Genomic DNA, 16,103 nt, shown 5'->3' on the forward strand with positions numbered 1-16,103 from the left:
GGGGGCATGAGGGCTGTCGCCTGCCGGCCGGGGGAAGCCCCCGGACGCCAGCCTTCACGGTTAATCCGATTATGACAAAACAACGACGCGTGGGAACTACCCACTTGCACTATTTGTCCCGATTTTCTTCAAGCAGGGGCCGAACCCGCTCGTCCCAGAGCCGAGCCACCCGGCCGCGAAGGTCGTCGATCGAGCCGCTGTTCTCGATTACTTCCTGGGCCGCTGCTCGTTTCTCTGAGATCGGCGCCTGGGCCGCTTCGCGCTTAGCCAGCTCTTGGTCGGTCCAGCCACGTTGGGCCGCTCTGGCCCGGCGGTCTGCGTTTGGGGCCGATACGAAGACCAGCAGGTCGCAGTCGGTGTGCCATCCTACCTCCAGCAGCAGCGGTACGTCGAGCACCGCGACGCTATCAGGCCGACCTATCAGCGTGGCGCGTTCGCTCAGCAGCCGGCTGCGGACGCGTGGGTGGATCAGGCTTTCGGCGAAGGCCCGGTCTGCCTCGGCATCGGGGCCGTCAGAAAAAATCTTGGAAGCGACCGCTTTTCGGTCGACCTGCCCGGCGGCGTCTACCACCCCCCTGCCCCACCGCTCCGCCATCGCGGCGGCCACGTCCGGTTCCTGGAGCACGGCATGGGCCGCGGCGTCCGCGTCGAGCACCACCGCGCCCCGCTCGGCCAGCAACTGGGTCACGGTGCTTTTGCCGCTGGCGATTCCGCCCAGGATTCCGATGGTAAACGTCATGATCAAACGCAAATCGCCAGGCAGGGTCCTGTCCCAGTCCGAACTCTCATCGGCTAGCCCAGACTAAACTCTACTTGGCCAGAGGGTCCGCCGCTAACACTCGGCCCAGTTCTTGCCGGTCTTGATGTCCACCTTCAACGGGACTCGCAGTTGAGCTACACCCTGCATCTGCTCGCGGACCAACGCGGCCAAGGGATCGATTTCTTCTTCCGGCGCGTCGAAAAGCAGCTCATCGTGGATCTGCAGGATCATCCGCGACCTCAGCCCGTTCTCCTCAATCTGCCGGTGCACGGCCAGCATCGCCAGCTTGATGAGGTCGGCCGCGGTCCCTTGAATCACCGTGTTCACGGCCGTGCGCTCCGGAAGCGTTAGCTGCGGGGGGGTGGCACGCCGGTCGAACAACTCGGCCGACCGCGGGCGGGGGCGTACTCCGGAGATCGCACGTTTGCGCCCCAGTAGGGTCCGCACCATGCCGTCTCTGCGGCACGCGGCGAGTGTCGTCTCGATGAAGTCGAGCACGCCCGGGTAGCGTTCAAAGTAGTCGGAAATGAACCGCGCCGCTTCGTCTTTGGGGATCCCCAGCGACCGCGCCAGCCCGAACGGGCTCTGGCCATAGATGATGCCGAAGTTCACGGCCTTAGCGCCGCGTCGCATCGCGTCGGTGACCTCGTCGATCGATACTCCCCCGACCTGGCTCGCGACCAATGTGTGGATGTCCCGGTCGCTGGCGAACGCCTCGCACAGACCGCGGTCCTCGGAGTAGTGGGCCAGCACGCGGAGCTCGATCTGCGAATAGTCGGCCGCCAGCAGCCGCCAGCCGGGCTCTCGTGCGGTGAAGGCGGCGCGGATTTCGCGGCCCGCTTCGGTGCGGACCGGGATGTTCTGCAGGTTCGGGTCGCTGGCGCTCAGCCGGCCGGTGGCGGCCACCACTTGATTCAGCGAGCAATGAACGCGGCCGGTTCCGGGGTGGATCAGCTCGGGCAGGGCGTCGACGTACGTCCCCTTGAGCTTGGAAAACTGCCGGTGCTGGACGATTAGCTCGGGCAATGGGTGGAGTCGGGCGAGCGCCTCCAGCACGTCGGCGTCTGTACTGGGGCCGGTTTTGGTTCGTTTCTGCACCGGCAGCCCCAACTGGTTAAACAGCACGTCGGCGAGCTGCTTGGGAGACGCGATGTTGAAGGGCCCTCCCGCGAGCGTCTCGATCTCTCCCTGCAACTCGTCGAGCCGCAGGGCGAAACGCTCGCTCAGCGCGGCGAGTTGGTCCGCATCGACACGCACTCCTTCGTACTCCAGGTCGGCCAGCACCGGCACCAGGGGCGTTTCTACCTCGTCGTTGAGCTGGACGAGGTCGTTTTGCGCCAGCTCCTGGGCCAGGATCGGCAGCAGCCTGAGCGGCACGTCGGCGTCTTCCGCCGCGTAGGGCCCGACCTCCGCGACCGGCACCTCGTCCATCCGCTTCTGGTCTTTCCCCTTGCCGATCAGGCTTGTGATCTTGATCGTCTCGTGGCCCAGGCGGCGGAGCGACAACTCGTCGAGCCCGTGGTTCCGTTCGCCGGCCCCCAGCAGGTAGCTGGCGATCATGGTGTCGAACTCGACCCCCGACACACGCAGACCAACGCCGCGAAGCACGACGAGGTCGTACTTCAGGTTCTGTCCGATCTTGCCGATCGTGGGGTCTTCCAGCAGCGGCCGCAGCGTCTCTACCACTCCGGCCAGCGGCAGCACCGCGTCGCCGGCCGGGCCGCGAACCGGCACGTAGTACGCCTCGCCCGGCTCCCACGCCAAGGCGACGCCCACCAGCTCTGCGTGCCGCGGCGACTTGGCGGTGGTCTCGGTGTCGACGCACACCCGGCCTGCCCGGCGGGCCCGAGCGACCAGCTCGGCGAGTTCTTCGAGGGAAGTAACCGTCCGGTACTCGGCCTGCCAGTCGTCGGCCACAGGCTCGCCCGTGGCGCCTTGGGCGAGCTGCTTGGCGCGGTCTCCGAGTCCACGGAACCCATACTCCCGCATCAGCTCTGAGAGCGATTCTGCGTCGGGGGCGCCCAACTTCCACGCCGGCCAGTCGGGGTCGAGCGGAACGAAGCGGTCTAGCTCCACGAGCCGGCGGGAAAGCTCTGCATCTGCGCGATGCTGGAGTAGCTTGGCGCGTTTGGCCCCCTTAATCTGCTCGGCGCCGTCGAGCACCGCGGCCAGATTGCCGAACCGATCAAGCAGTTCCTTGGCGCTCTTGGGGCCGATGGATGGGACCCCCGGGATGTTGTCGACCTTGTCGCCGACCAGCGCCTGGAAATCGCAGACCTGATCGGGCCGGATGCCCCAGTCGGCAGCCAATGCGGCCGCGTCGTACTCCTGGTTCTTGCGGATATTCAGCACGGAGACCCGGTCGGTGATTAGCTGCCGGCAGTCTTTGTCGCCGGTCACCAACCGGCACTCCGCGCCCGCCTCGTCGCACCAACGGGCGATCGTCGCCAGCACGTCGTCTGCCTCGAACCTGGGGACAGTGACCACCGGCGCCCCAAGGGCGGCGATCACCTGCTGTATCTTGGGGATTTGGCTGCTGAGGTCCTCCGGCATCGAGCTCCGCCCCGCCTTGTAGGCGTCGTAGATCTCGTCTCGGAAGGTCCCCCCCGGGGGGTCGAAGACGCAGATCAAGGCGTCTGGGCGTTTCTCTTCGATCAAAAACAGCAGGTCCCGCGTAAAGCCAAATACGGCAGAAACCGGCTCCCCCTGGGGGCTGGTCATCTCCGGGATCGCGTGGAAAACCTGGAAAATAAGGGAATGGCAGTCCACCACGTAGACGCTCCAGCCCGACGGGGGCGCGCCCGTGCCGGGGGCGACCGGGGACGGTTGGTCGCTGGGGGTCATCTGAAGAACCTTGGCCTAGAAGGAGCAACTCGTAGCCGCGCAACCGCGTCAACGGTTGCAGCCGGACCCGCAACGGCTTTCGCGGGCGCAAACCGGGCGGAATGACCGGGAGGTTATAACGGCTTCGTTGACAGGCTTTAATCCCCTAATTAGTTTCGGGTTAGGGCGAAAGGCGCCTTTGCGACGCCGGCGCACGGATTACGTGCCGCTGGCGCTGTGTGAGAACAAGTTAGACTTTTCCGGGGACCGGTGGTTGTCGACCCGGGAGGCCCCCCTTTGATTCGTTCGACATCTCTGGTTTGCGGTTGACGAGGATTCAGCATGGCAGCGAGGCCCGATCAGAACCTGCAAATCGGTTTGATCATTTCGGCGATCTTGATTGTCGCACTCACCGTGGCGACTTGGCTGGGGTGGAGCTCGTACAGCGCCGAAGCCAAGAAGTCCACGCAGCTCGCGGCTGAGAAGCAGCAAGAGCAAGACGCGGTGCGGCGCGTCACCGAGGAGAACGGCTTTTTCCGCGAGTTCGTCGGCTACCCAGCCGAGGAATCGCTCGACGCGGTCCAGGCACAGTACAAGAAGGACATGGAGTCCTTCGGCGAGAACTTCGGCGACGCCAACCGCAACTACCGAAAGCTGATGGTGGACTACGCGACCGAGGCCAGCCGCCTAAGCAAGGAAGCCTCTGAGGCCAAGGGACGCGAGACGCTGCTGCAGGCAGAGCTGCGAAAGAAAGAGCAAGAGAAAGAAGATCAGATCGACCAGTACAAGAAGCAGTTGGCCGCCGCTGAGCAAGACGCCGCGAAGGAACGCAACGCGTTCAAGAGCGCCCGCGCCCAATTCGAAACGCAGCAGGCGCAGCTTGAGAAGAAACTTGACGCTCAACGCAACCAGAACGAGCAGCAGGTGGCCCAACTGCAGACCACCATCGGCGAGCGGAAGGAACGCGTCGACAAGCTCGAGGTCGAGCTCCGGCGGACGCTCGACAAGGTGCCGCCGGACGTCGTGACGCTCGACGTGGCCGACGGCCGGATCACCTACGTGAATCAGCGTGAAGGGAAAGTGTGGCTCAACCTAGGCGAGCGTGATTCTATCCGTCCGCAGCTAACCTTTAGCGTACTGGCCCAGGACTCCGGCGACGCCGGCGCCGCGGAGGTCAAGGGCACGCTCGAGGTCGTCCGCGTGCTGGGCGAGAACATGGCCGAGGCGCGCATCACCGACGACGACCCGCACGACCCCATCCTGCCGGGCGATCAGATCTACAGCCAGGTGTGGGACCCGGGCGTGGTGCAGCACTTTGCGTTGGCCGGCGTGATCGATCTCAACGGCGACGGGCGTAACGACCTTGAGCTCGCCAAGAATCTCATCCGTCAAAACGGCGGCGCCGTCGACGCGTACGTTGAGGAGGACGGCAAGGTGGTTGGGGCGATCTCGGTCAACACCACCCAGCTTGTCCTCGGCGACCAGCCAGACGACCCTAAATTGTCCGACGCCCGCACCGGCTGGCAGGAGTTGAGCAAGCAGGCGGACCAGTTCGGCGTTTCGACCGTGCAGCTCGGCCGCTTTTTGCGGCAGATGGGGTACACGCCCGAAGACCGCACCCTCACCCTTGGGCCGGGGTCTCGCGCGTCCGACTTCCGCGCTACCGATCCCTTGAAGGGCAAGTTCCGCCCGCGTTCTCCGTACGCTACCCCTTAGGCCGCTCCCGCCGGTGCGTGCTCGACCTCGGGTGCCGAGGGCGGGCTGGCTAAGGGCTGGTCGTCGCGCCCCTCGAACAGCCGTTGTCGCAGGCCCGCGATGCGGGTCCGGACCGCCGCAGGCGCCGAACCGTACCGATCCGGGGCCAGCAGGTCGGGTCGGACGAAGATCTCTGCCGGGCAGATCAGGCCGCATTCTTCCACAACCTGCGCGAGCAATTGGCGGTCCGCGTGGGACAATCGGTGGGCCCGGCACAGCTCCCTCAGCAGCGCCAGCGGCCGGTTCTTCCTCGACCGTCGGCTCTGGACACGCGCCAGCAGGCTCAAAAGCGCAAGCACGCCGAGCAGCCCGATGCAAACCAGCGCCACGCCCCAAGCCTCGGTCGCGCTGAGTTCCGCCGCCTCGCCCGAAAAGCGATCACCCAAGCGTTCCCACTGGTCGCGGGTAGCCAACACGCCAAAATAAGCTCCGGTCATGGCAGGTCATCCTCCAGCAACGACTCGATCAACGCCTGTGTGACGTCGATCGCGCACAGTTGCTTCAGGCTGGCCCGCACGGCGTCGCGCAAGACGCTGCTCGAAGCGTCCGCTAACTCGGCAAGCGCCCGTGCGGCGTCCGGCCGGTCGCTCCCGCCCAGCAGCCGCGCCGCTTCGGCTTGGACGCCCGTGTCGGAGACGTGCAGCAGCGCGATCAAGGCCGGGGCGCACTGACGCTGGATCCCCATCGCCTCAACCCATTCCAACGCCAGCAGCCGCGGGTTGACCGCCGGCTGCCGCAGGCATGCCTCGACCTGCTCGATCGCCCGTGGGTCGGCCTTGGCGACGAGCCTCCCGGCCGCCTCACGGAGCTGAGGCGTGAGCCTGGGATAGAGATCGCGGTAAAGGTCGAACCTCAAGCCCGTAAGCTCCGACTGTGCGGCGTGGCGCACCCGTTCCGCGGGGTGGTCGAGCAGGCTGACAAGCCGCGCCTCGGCGTCCGGGAGTCGGCAGGCCTTGGCGACCGCGGCCGCCTGAGCGACGACGGCCGGGGCGTCGTCCGCCAACGCTAGGATGAGCGGCTCGTGCGATGCGCCGCTCGGCAGGCGGACCAGCCCCCGGCATGCCGCTACTCTTCCGTTCACGCTCCCGTATTTCAACAGCCCGTGCAGCAGTTCGCGGAGCGTGCCCGGCTGTAGACGCCCCGCGTAGGCGAGCGCCGCCGCCGCGGCCTGCTGTTCTCCCGTGAGGGAGCAAAGCAGTTGGACGTCTGGCTTGGTCAGCCAACGGAACTGCGCAGCGTCACGGGTCAGGGCTTCCAGCACCCGCGGGCCGGGCTCGGCGCCAACGTAGCTCAGCAGCCGGCCGACGAACGCACGGTCGCCACGCTCGATGGCGACGCGACGCACCGCCGTCGGCGCCGCCGCGTCGAGCCAGAGGTCGATCACGATGTCGATCCCCTGCACCGCACGGGTTTGTCTGAGCGAGTCGATCAGTGGGGCGTGGCACGGGTGGGATGGCGTGGAGATGATCCTCCGCGCCGCCTCATCGCGCGGCGTTGAGACGTGCAGCAGCGCCTCAACCAGTTCCAGCCTGCCGTGCTGAGGAAAACTGTCGGCGGCCTCGGCGAGCTTGAGATAGGCCGCGCGGCGGAGGAATGCGGGGTCTACCCCTGAGCGTTGCGTTGCCGGGTTGGCGGCGACGTCGAGCAAGCCCAGTTCGGTCGCCAATCGCAGCGCCGCGGCCGCCAGCAGGGGCGCGTAGAGGCGCCCACCCCCTGCGGCGGCCTCGGCGATAGGTGGCAGTAGCTCCAGGTCGGTCGCGTCGACCGCCATCCGGCACGCGTCCCGCGTAAGGGACTGATCGTCGCCCAAAATGAATCGGCTCAGATCGCTGCGGATCCGGCGGACGGCTTCCGGCGTGTGGAGGACCGGCCGCACCGAGCGACGGAGCCCGCTGTAGCCGCGGACCAGCCGCTCCCGAGACGCTGGGTCGCGGCGCCGTAGCAGGGCCATCGCGGCGCCCCCCGCGATATCCTCCTGGGGGCTCCGCAGCCCCGCGTCGAGCACGTCGGCCGCGGCGCCGTTCTTGGTCGAGGCTAGGACGCGTAGCGTCCGTTCGAGGCCATGAGGTAGGCTGGACACAACCGGCGACGTCCAGGGATGGGCGGGGACAGGAACACTAGCGAGGGCGCGACGCGTCACTTTCATCGTTCGGCCCCGCGGACCGCCCGGCGTCAGTGCGGGACGCCGTTCGGTTGCAACACGCTGCGCCAGTGTGGAAACTCAGTGGGTTCGTAACGCTTGTACCTAACCCCGTTGAGCGTGATGCCCCTGCCGCCCCCCCCACAAGACGTGCTGTCCCGCGAGTTTCTGGCCGCACGCTCGCTGCTGCTGGAAGCGGCCGCGGCGCTCGATCGTGTCGATCGTGCCGGTCAGCTCGACCAATCCGAGGAGGCCTCCCGGCTGGTGAAGGCCGCCGGCCTGCTCGCCGACGCCAAGGGGCCGGGCCGGGCCGACCGGCTCCAAGAGCTCTTCAGCCTCCCCTACGACCCCGACTGGCGAAGCCATTTCGGCGTCTAGGTCTGCTATTGCCTTTCTCCAAGAGCGCGTCGACGCGTATCCGTATGCAATATATCGATCCCCACATCCACATGGTCTCGAGGACCACCGACGACTACGAGACGCTCGCTAAAATGGGCTGTGTCGGCGTGAGCGAGCCCGCATTCTGGGCCGGCTTCGACCGCAGCGGCGTCGAGGGGTTCCGCGACTACTTCCGGCAGCTCACGCAGTTCGAGCCGACGCGGGCCGGGTGGTACGGCGTACGGCACTGGACCTGGCTCTGCATCAACGCCAAGGAGGCAGAGAACCTGTCGCTCTCGCGCGACGTGCTGGCGATGATTCCGGAGTTCCTCGATCTTCCCGGCGTGCTGGGCATCGGCGAGATCGGGCTCAACAAGAACACGCCCAACGAGGCGACGATCTTCCTCGAGCACGTCGAGCTGGCCGTAAAGCACGACGAGCTGATCTTGATCCACACGCCCCACTTGCAAGACAAGCTGCAGGGGACGCGGATGATCCTCGACATGCTGCGCTCCGACGCAGGCGGCCGGGAAGGACGCGTGTTGGTGGACCACGTAGAGGAGCACACCATCGCCCACGTGCTCGAGGCGGGCTACTGGGCCGGCATGACCCTCTACCCAACCACGAAGTGCTCTCCCCAACGCGCAGCGGACATGGCAGAACGCTACGGTCCCGAGCGGCTGATGGTGAACTCGGCCGGCGATTGGGGACCGAGCCGACCGACCGCGGTGCCCGATTTCATCCTCGAGATGCGCCGCCGCGGCCACTCCGAGGCCGCGATCAAGCGGATCGTTTACGACAACCCGCTGGAGTTCTTCGGGCAGTGCAGGCGATTCGACTTTGAACCCCGCGCATAAAACCGGGTGCGAGCCGGGCCGTCCTCGACCCCGGCGCCATGGATTCGAGGTTGACCCTCCTCTGCCCCGCTGGGGGCAAGGAGGGTCCGGGTCACGGGCCGAACTGCTTCAGCACGACTTTGGCCACGTCGATGTCGCGGTATGCTTGTGCTACGATAACGCCCGGACGCGACGCGAGCAGCAGGCCACGCTGTTGCGGAGAGTCTGCCGGTGCGCCGTGCGAGCCGCGCACCAGCGTCGCGTCGAGCGGGATCCCACGCGTCGCGGGGTCGAAGTGCATCTCGACCGGATCGAAGCCCGGCTTGTTGTGGATATCAACGGTGCGTGCAAATGCCGGCGCCCGCTCGTCGTCTTCCCACCAGTAGTACGCCTGCCAGCTCTCTGGCTGCGAGACGGTCACCAGGTCGCCCGAGCGCGCGTGGTCGAGACCAATTTCGGCCTGGTCGTCACGCGTCAACACCCGTGCGATCCCTTGCTGGCCCTCGAGCGCGGCGATCACCTGATTGATGTCGGCGTGCTCGTTGACGAACACGTGGGCGTGCTGGTGGTCACAGAGGGCCCAGGCCGGCGTGTTCGTAAAGTCGATCAACTCCTTCCCGTCCTCGTCGTGCGTTACCTTCAACAGGCCGGCGGCGCGGAGCAGCCGGTTGGGGTACGCGACGTGGTGGACGGGGGTGATGACGTACTCGGTAGCCGCCAGCCACAGCAGCTCCTGGTCGCCGTAGGCCGCAGCAAGCCCGTCGATAAGCTTGCCGATCTCCCCGTCGAGCTGTTCGCACGCTTGGTGCGACTCCCACGAGTCGGGGCCCTGCTTCTGCGCGGCGTAGTCGAGGTGAGGCAGGTAAATATAAAACAAGTTGGGGCGCCAGCGCCGGGCCGCCTCGATCGCGGACGCGACGATCCAGGCGGACGATTGGATGTTCGCCAGCGGCCCCCAGAAGTGCTGCAGCGGGAAATGGCCCAGCCGCTCGCGGAGGTCTTGGTAGAGCCCGTCCGGTTTCGAGTAGCACCACAGCGATTCCCCGCCGTCGGGGTTGTGGATGGGCGCCGGCACGCACACGTAGTCGGCGCCGCAGCCCTTGGAGAACATCGGGAACCAGACGGCGGAAGTCAGCTCGGGGTTCTGCTGGTGGAGGCGGTCCCAGAGCTGCGGCCGCAGCACCTTGTCGTTCCAGGCGGTCCACATCTCAACTTCACCCGTGTCACGCCAGTAGTAGCCGTTGGCCACCACGCCGTGCTGAGCCGGCAGCTCGCCGGTGGTCAGGTTCGCCTGCACGCTCAGCGTCACCGCGGGGAAGCTGGGTGTGAGCGGCTTGACCTCGCCCTGCTGGGCGAGCTCTGAGAGCCTTGGCATCCGGGCCAGGTCTTTCTCGCGGAGGCCCGGGATGCTTAGGAAGATGACGTGGGCAGACAACGGCGGTTCCTAGCGGTTTGATGCAGAGACAAGCGGTTCGAGAAACTCAAACGCCGCCCGAGCCGCTTGCGGCGCCATGTGGCTGTGGCGGCTTAGCTCAACGCACAACGGGCCATCGTAGCCAATTTCTGCGAGCGCGGCGATGATCGGCGGGAAGTCGATCTCCCCATCGCCGAACATCAGGTGCTCGTGGATGCCGGCCCGCATGTCCTCGATGTGGACGTTGGCGATCTCGTCAGCGAAACTGCGGATGTGGTCGGCGATCGGCGTCTCGCCGTTGCAATGCAGGTGGCCGATGTCCAGCGTCAAACACAGCGCACGCGTGTCACAGCCGGCGTCGGTGAGCCGCTGCTTCAGCTCGATGTACTCGGCGAGCGTGGCGATCAGCATCCCCGGTTCGGGCTCAAACGCCAGCGCGACGCTCCGCTCGCCCGCGTCGGCGAGCACGGGCCGGAGCCCCTCGACCAGCCGGTCCATCGCCTCGTCCCGACCGGCGCCGTCTCGGCAAACCCCCGACCACAAAGATACGGCTTCTGCTTCGAGCCGTTCGGCCGCCTCGATAGTCCGCATCAGGAAATCGATGCGTCGGGCCCGTTGTTGGGTCGTTGGAGAAACGAGCGTTGGCTCGTGCTTTTCGTGCGGGTCGAGCAGGAACCGAGCGCCGGTCTCGATGACAGGCGTCAGGTTCAAGCCGTCAAGCAGTGCTCCCCACGTGTCGAGCTGCCGGGGGAAGTCATCGGCCAGCGGGTTCAGCAGCCCGTGGTCGAGCGTCAGCCCAACTGCGCCGTAGCCAAGCCCATGCAGCAACCGCAGGCCCTCGACCGGGTCGTGGTGCGCCAAGCCGTTGGTGTTGTAGCCAAGGATCATCGGCGTCCGACGCTCATGTTTGGCGGACAAAGTGGGCGAGCAACATCGTCGGCGGCAGCAGGGCCAGCACGGCGAGCCCCCATTGCGGCCCGGCATAGCCCCACGCCAGCGCGGCGTCGATCGTGATGATCGTCTGCAGGGCGTTTCCGACCGCGGCCTGCACCTGTGCGGGGCTAGGTTGCAGCAGCGCAGCAACCAAGCGGCGAGCCACCAGCATGGCAATCACCAGCCAAAGCAGCAGCCATCCGCTCTCGGCGACGACCAGCCTCGGCCCGATGGCGTAGTAGGTTGGTCCAGACGCGAAAACGGCGAGTCCCGATAGCATGACGATGGAGGCCGCGCCGAGCGTCATTCGGCGGCTGATGGTTTCCTCCGAACGAGCGAACCAAGTGAGGCCCGCGATGTAGAGCAGCACGCCAGGTGCGATGTAGATGATCGGAGCGGGGAGCGAGAGGCTCTCGGCCGTAATCAGCGACCCGGGGCCAACGCTCATGCCGAGCACGACGTTCCCCACCCGACACAGGCCCATGGCCACGGGCCCCAGCGGCGTCTTCTTGAGCCACGCGTTGTACGCGACGACGCAGCAAGCAAGCAGCACGGCCGCTACCGCCGGCAGCCACGAGTGCTCTAGCAGCGATGCGGCGGCTGCTAGGCCAATCCCCGCAAGCAGCAGCCCCCACCCAAGCCGGCTTGCCGTCGCGGCAGCGATCTGGCCGGCCGGAATCGGCCGCTCGGGCCGCTCGCGTGCGTCGACCCCGGCGTCGAAGACGTCGTTCAGCACCATCCCGCTGAGGTACAGGCAGACGGACGCCAGGCTGAGCGCAACGCACGTCGCCACCGGCGCCAGCGCGCCGCGGCTGACGATCAGCCCCATCCACACGTCCGCCACGGCGGTCAGCACGTTCGACACACGCAGCAGTCGGGCGTACGCGCCGAGGGATGCGGGCGATGACATGCTAAGCCCCCGTCCCCTGCGGCAACCAAGCGCGTAGCGCTTGCATCGCTTGCCGCGCGGCGTTGTCGGGGTCGTCGCCGTAAGGGTACAGCTCAACGGTCAGCCAACCGGTGTAGCCGGTCGACCGGATCGCTCCGAGCGTGGCCGCAAAGTCGATGGCCCCCTCGCCCGGGATCAAGTGCTGGTGGACACGCGACGCCGCGATGTCTTCAAGGTGATAGTGCACCGTGTGCGACGCCATCCGGGCGACCCAGTCCTGCGGGTCCTCGCCGACGCAGTAGGCGTGGCCGATGTCGAAGTTCAGTCCAACCACGGGCGAACCGATCCGGTCTGCCAGGGCGAGGTACTGCTCAAATCGTTCGATCAGCAGCCCAGGCTCGGGCTCGATCAACAGGCCAATGCCGAGCGACTCGGCAAGCTCGACACAGGGGGCGAGCTCCTCGTAGAAGATGTCCGTGGCTTGGCTAACGGTTTGGCCGTCGAACGGGGGGCCGCCCGGCTCCGTGGTGATGTGCGGGGCGCCCAGCTTCTGGGCCAGCCGCAGCGACCGCTTGGTGTGTTCGCGGCGGATCGCGCGGTAGTGCGGATCAGGGTCGGTCCAGCTCGGGTGCCAGTAGGGCTGCCGCGGGTCGGCGACCGCGTTCATCATGAACGCGTTGATGTTGGAGATCTCTAGCCCCGCCTGTTCGAGCGCTCGGGTGATCGCGTCGACCTGCACGTCCAGCAGGCCTGCGGGCCAGGCGTGCGGCACGTCGGCCAGCAATTCGATCCCCTGATAGCCGGCCGCGGCGATCCGGCGGATCGTCTCGTCGATGGGGAAGCTGAGGAAGGCGTTACTGCTGAAGGCTAGGCGCATCGTCGTATCGTACCCGAGGCTACCGGTTGGCCCCAGACTCCGCCGAGGCGCCGGCCGGCGCCGGCACGCGTTCGCACGCGAACGCACGGATCCCCGAAGGGGTTGGCGAGACGATCAGCGTGGCCGCCGCGTCCCCACGCAGCTTCAAACGACGCCGCAAGGCGTCTGGGTCGAGCTCTAGCCCGCGGTGCTTGATCTCGAGCCGCCCTACCCTGCGTTGCTTCAGGAAGTCCGCGATCAGGCGTTCCTTGAACGGGAGAACTTCTTTCACTCGGAAGGCGGACACGAGACCGCCCCGTGCTGGACTGCCCCCGGTTAGGTAGACGACGCGCGGGTCGAAGCGTGTCAGGCCGTGCTCGGCCGCGTAAGCGTCTACCAGGTGTGCGGCCACCAGCGACGGGTCTGGATCGAACAGGACATCGCCCGGCGTCTCGACGACGCGCGGGGCCGCATCGGACCGGCCCACGAAGCTCTCGGCCCGCGGGCCTCGCAGCAATGTGGCTGTACGCGAGCCCGGCGTGAGGGCCAGCCTGCCCGACCATACCACGAGCTGTCGGCACTGGCCCCCTCGGCTGATCCATTCCAGCTCGCACTGCTGCCGCCAGGCTTCGGGGGGCGCGGCCGCGGGGGCGAGCTTGATCGCTGCGTCGGCCGAGGCGACCCGCATCCGGTCGAGCTCCTCGAGGTTCGGCTCGTGTAATTCGACCCGTGTGGTCCGTTTCCCTTTCGGTCGGCGGTCGGGGTCGATGTGCCACGCGGCGCCTTTTAGGTCGATGGCGGTTGCGTCCTGCTGCACGACGCGCGCCTGGCCCCCCGTCGCTCGGACGTTGGCCTCGGCGATCCGCCCGACGACCCTGCAAAGGTCGACCCCCAGCGAAGGGCCCACCTGCGCAAACGCCATAAGGTCTCCCCCGATGCCGCAGCAGAGATCGATGATCTGACCGGCGTCGGCGAACCGACGCGCCTTCCAGCACGCAACGTCGGCGTCGGTAGACTGCTGCAAGCCGATCGATGTGAAGAACATCTCGCCGGCCGAGGGGAACTTCGCCGCCCCGCGACGCCGCAACTGCGCAGTCTCGATCAGCATCGCGGCCCGAGCGGGCGAGTGGCGGCGGCGGAGCTCCGCCACCAGCCGGGGGGTGCTCTGAGCGGCCGAGGCGAGCGCGGCGAGCTCATCGCCGGCGTGGAGACCCAGCAGCCATTCAACGTCTTCAATACTTGCGTTTTCTAACACGGGCGATCGGCGATGCGGACCAGGAAAGCGTAACGGGCTGTGCCGACTGACCGGGACGGACGCTGCGTGGTGTGCCGCGGCACGCTCCAGCGCCGATGGGTGAAGTGAGAGGAACCGTATCGGATGCCCAAACCCTATATCGTAGCAGGACTGCTCGGCGCCTCCGTGGGGGTGCCCTACCTGGTTAGCGAGGTTCCCAAAGACTGGGGCCAAACCTCGGGGGCCGCTGCGCAGCCGGCCGGCGCCGAGACAACAATCGACGTTACGTCCATCACGATTCAGCCCCCACAAGGCCCTGGAGCGGCGGTCTATACCAGCCCCGCCCCGCTGGAGGGCTTCCGGCGGCACTCCATAAACGAGGTCTTGCGGTTCGACGTGACCAAGGAGTGGGTCTATGGGCAGTTCGCAAGGAAAACAACCGGCCTGGCCGATCCAGAGCTGTTCGGCGTCCGCGTGGCGTTGGTCACAGGCACCGGGATGAGCGACCTGGCTGGTTCACTCTCCTACTATTTCTCGAACACAGACCAGGTCGAACGGATCACGTTCCAGGGGCGTACGGCCGACAGCCGGCCGCTGGTGCAGCTGGTCACCTCGCAGTACGGGCTTGCCCCAGTGCCGGCGGCCTCGCCGGGCGAGCACCTGTTTGAGTCGCGCGTGGGCTCGAAGGTGCAAAGCCGGCTACGCACGCGACCCCAGCCGGTGCTGTGGTCGACTGATCCCCACTCTAGTGTCCAGGTCGACCTGGTGCTGAATCGCCCCGGGTCCGACCGGTTCATTGTGCCCGAGAAGCCCCAGCTCAACCTCCCCCCTGCCCCGGCCGAGCACGTGGCCGACGCCCCGGCGGCAGAACCGCAGGCGCCCGCCGAGGGCCAAGCGGCCGCCGACCCGCAGCAGACCCGGCCCGACTGGTTCCGCTGGCCCAACTAGCCCCGCGGAACGCTATCGCCCACGGCGACCGACGGTCGTTATGCTGCCCTGGATGGCGACGACCCCCTCGATCTGCGGATGCCCCGATACGCTCAGGCTTGCCGCGTTGCGACTAGTGCTGCGCGAACTCCCCGAGTCGTCGCAGGCCGCTGTTTTGGAGTCGATGGTTGGGATCCCGACAGGCGGGCTCGACCCCTTCTCCGGGCTGCTCGTGGCGCTCAGCGAGGGGCAGCTCGCCGCGGCCGTGTGGGTGCAGCCCCAGCCGGGCAATTCCGCGGCCTTGTGGATTCCGCAAGCGATCGGCGAACTCTCCGACGCCACAGCCGGTGGGCTGATCGATCGGGCGGCCAGCGTTGCGGACGCCGCGGGCGTTGAAGTGGTGCAAACGCTGCTCGAGCCCGACGATCAGCTCTGGCCGCCTTGCCTGCTGCGCAGCGGTTTCCGTCGGATCGCGCTGCTGAGCTACCTTGAGTGGCGCGCCCGACACCCCATCGTCACGATGCCGCCGCCGCCAGACGGGCTGACGCTCAGGCCCGCCCCGAGGATGCACGCTCAGCTTGAACCGCTCGTAGCGGCCACGTACGCCGGCAGCCTCGATTGCCCCGCGATCGGAGGGATGCGGAGCATGCGACACGTCCTGGACGGGTACCGCGCCGCGGGTCGCCACGAACCGGAGTTGTGGCTGAGCGTCGAACTGGATGGCGTGAACGCCGGCGTGTTGCTGCTGGCGGATCATCCCGACTCCGATCAGGTCGAGCTGGTCTACATGGGGGTCCGCCCCGAGGCGCGGGGCGGAGGGCTCGGCCTGCAGATGGTCCGTCACGCGCAGCAGGTCACGCAACACCGACAGCGCGAACGGTTGGTGCTTGCCGCAGACGTACAGAACGACAAAGCCACTGCGGTCTACGCCGCTGCCGGTTTTTCGGAATGGGCGCAGCGTATCGCGATGCTTCGCCCCGCTGGCCGACGCTAAAAATCTACTTGGGCGTCGCTGCTTCATTAAGATTCCGCAAACCAGTGCGGCGTCTAGGTTTGCATCGCGCTAGGGGGGCGCAAAATCGGCCGGCCTTCACACAAACCACATCTTTTCCACACGCATCCTGCGCTCGAATCGACTGGATTCTAAGGGTGTTCTCG

The 16,103-nt window shown here is 66.9% G+C and carries 14 protein-coding genes; 5 read left to right on the forward strand and 9 right to left on the reverse strand.

What is annotated here, in order from left to right:
- Positions 1 to 109 precede the first annotated feature (109 nt).
- Both coaE and polA read right to left on the reverse strand, forming a co-directional pair.
- The gene (gene coaE, locus Pla175_RS10005) at positions 110 to 739 is read right to left on the reverse strand and encodes a dephospho-CoA kinase (protein ID WP_145283763.1); all 630 of its coding nucleotides are present in this window, start codon (positions 737 to 739) and stop codon (positions 110 to 112) included.
- Between the two features lie 93 nt (positions 740 to 832).
- A complete protein-coding gene (polA, locus tag Pla175_RS10010) occupies positions 833 to 3,604 on the reverse strand; it encodes a DNA polymerase I (RefSeq protein WP_145283765.1) in 2,772 nt (923 codons plus the stop codon).
- A gap of 321 nt (positions 3,605 to 3,925) precedes the next feature.
- Here polA and Pla175_RS10015 point away from each other — a divergent pair, with 321 nt between their 5' ends.
- Positions 3,926 to 5,299 carry a BRCT domain-containing protein gene (locus tag Pla175_RS10015; RefSeq protein WP_145283767.1) on the forward strand — a complete coding sequence of 458 codons (1,374 nt, stop codon included), beginning with the start codon at positions 3,926 to 3,928 and terminating at the stop codon, positions 5,297 to 5,299.
- On the opposite strand, the gene Pla175_RS10020 is transcribed toward Pla175_RS10015, so the two are convergent.
- A complete protein-coding gene (locus tag Pla175_RS10020; protein WP_145283770.1) occupies positions 5,296 to 5,775 on the reverse strand; it encodes a hypothetical protein in 480 nt (159 codons plus the stop codon). The two genes, Pla175_RS10015 and Pla175_RS10020, sit on opposite strands and share 4 nt — an antisense overlap.
- Positions 5,772 to 7,418, reverse strand: coding sequence for a HEAT repeat domain-containing protein (locus Pla175_RS10025; RefSeq protein ID WP_145283772.1), 1,647 nt, complete (start codon positions 7,416 to 7,418; stop codon positions 5,772 to 5,774). The genes Pla175_RS10020 and Pla175_RS10025 overlap by 4 nt, the downstream gene beginning before the upstream one ends.
- 183 nt (positions 7,419 to 7,601) lie before the next feature.
- On the opposite strand from Pla175_RS10025, the gene Pla175_RS10030 reads away from it, so the two are divergent.
- On the forward strand, positions 7,602 to 7,856 hold the full coding sequence (locus tag Pla175_RS10030) for a hypothetical protein (RefSeq protein WP_145283774.1): 255 nt from the start codon (positions 7,602 to 7,604) through the stop codon (positions 7,854 to 7,856).
- 44 nt (positions 7,857 to 7,900) lie between these two features.
- Positions 7,901 to 8,713: a TatD family hydrolase gene (locus Pla175_RS10035; protein ID WP_145283776.1), complete on the forward strand. Its 813-nt coding sequence runs from the start codon at positions 7,901 to 7,903 to the stop codon at positions 8,711 to 8,713.
- Positions 8,714 to 8,804: 91 nt separating this feature from the next.
- On the opposite strand, the gene Pla175_RS10040 is transcribed toward Pla175_RS10035, so the two are convergent.
- The 5 genes from Pla175_RS10040 to Pla175_RS10060 are packed head-to-tail and all read right to left on the reverse strand — an operon-like array spanning position 8,805 to position 14,039.
- Positions 8,805 to 10,127: an alkaline phosphatase family protein gene (locus Pla175_RS10040; protein WP_145283778.1), complete on the reverse strand. Its 1,323-nt coding sequence runs from the start codon at positions 10,125 to 10,127 to the stop codon at positions 8,805 to 8,807.
- 9 nt (positions 10,128 to 10,136) lie between these two features.
- On the reverse strand, positions 10,137 to 10,994 hold the full coding sequence (locus Pla175_RS10045) for a sugar phosphate isomerase/epimerase family protein (protein WP_145283780.1): 858 nt from the start codon (positions 10,992 to 10,994) through the stop codon (positions 10,137 to 10,139).
- 13 nt (positions 10,995 to 11,007) lie between these two features.
- Positions 11,008 to 11,949 (reverse strand): UbiA family prenyltransferase, encoded by a 942-nt coding sequence (locus Pla175_RS10050; RefSeq protein WP_145283782.1) that lies wholly within the window; start codon positions 11,947 to 11,949, stop codon positions 11,008 to 11,010.
- Position 11,950: 1 nt separating this feature from the next.
- Positions 11,951 to 12,805 carry a sugar phosphate isomerase/epimerase family protein gene (locus Pla175_RS10055; protein ID WP_145283784.1) on the reverse strand — a complete coding sequence of 285 codons (855 nt, stop codon included), beginning with the start codon at positions 12,803 to 12,805 and terminating at the stop codon, positions 11,951 to 11,953.
- Between the two features lie 19 nt (positions 12,806 to 12,824).
- Positions 12,825 to 14,039: a class I SAM-dependent methyltransferase gene (locus Pla175_RS10060; RefSeq protein ID WP_145283786.1), complete on the reverse strand. Its 1,215-nt coding sequence runs from the start codon at positions 14,037 to 14,039 to the stop codon at positions 12,825 to 12,827.
- Positions 14,040 to 14,162: 123 nt separating this feature from the next.
- Between Pla175_RS10060 and Pla175_RS10065 the strand changes: the two genes are divergently transcribed.
- Together Pla175_RS10065 and Pla175_RS10070 are read left to right on the forward strand one after the other, a co-directional pair.
- Positions 14,163 to 14,966 (forward strand): DUF6690 family protein, encoded by an 804-nt coding sequence (locus Pla175_RS10065; RefSeq protein ID WP_145283788.1) that lies wholly within the window; start codon positions 14,163 to 14,165, stop codon positions 14,964 to 14,966.
- 40 nt (positions 14,967 to 15,006) lie between these two features.
- On the forward strand, positions 15,007 to 15,939 hold the full coding sequence (locus Pla175_RS10070) for a GNAT family N-acetyltransferase (protein ID WP_145283790.1): 933 nt from the start codon (positions 15,007 to 15,009) through the stop codon (positions 15,937 to 15,939).
- The last annotated feature ends 164 nt before the right edge of the window (positions 15,940 to 16,103 follow it).

It is taken from the genome of Pirellulimonas nuda (assembly GCF_007750855.1).
Lineage (GTDB): Bacteria > Planctomycetota > Planctomycetia > Pirellulales > Lacipirellulaceae > Pirellulimonas > Pirellulimonas nuda.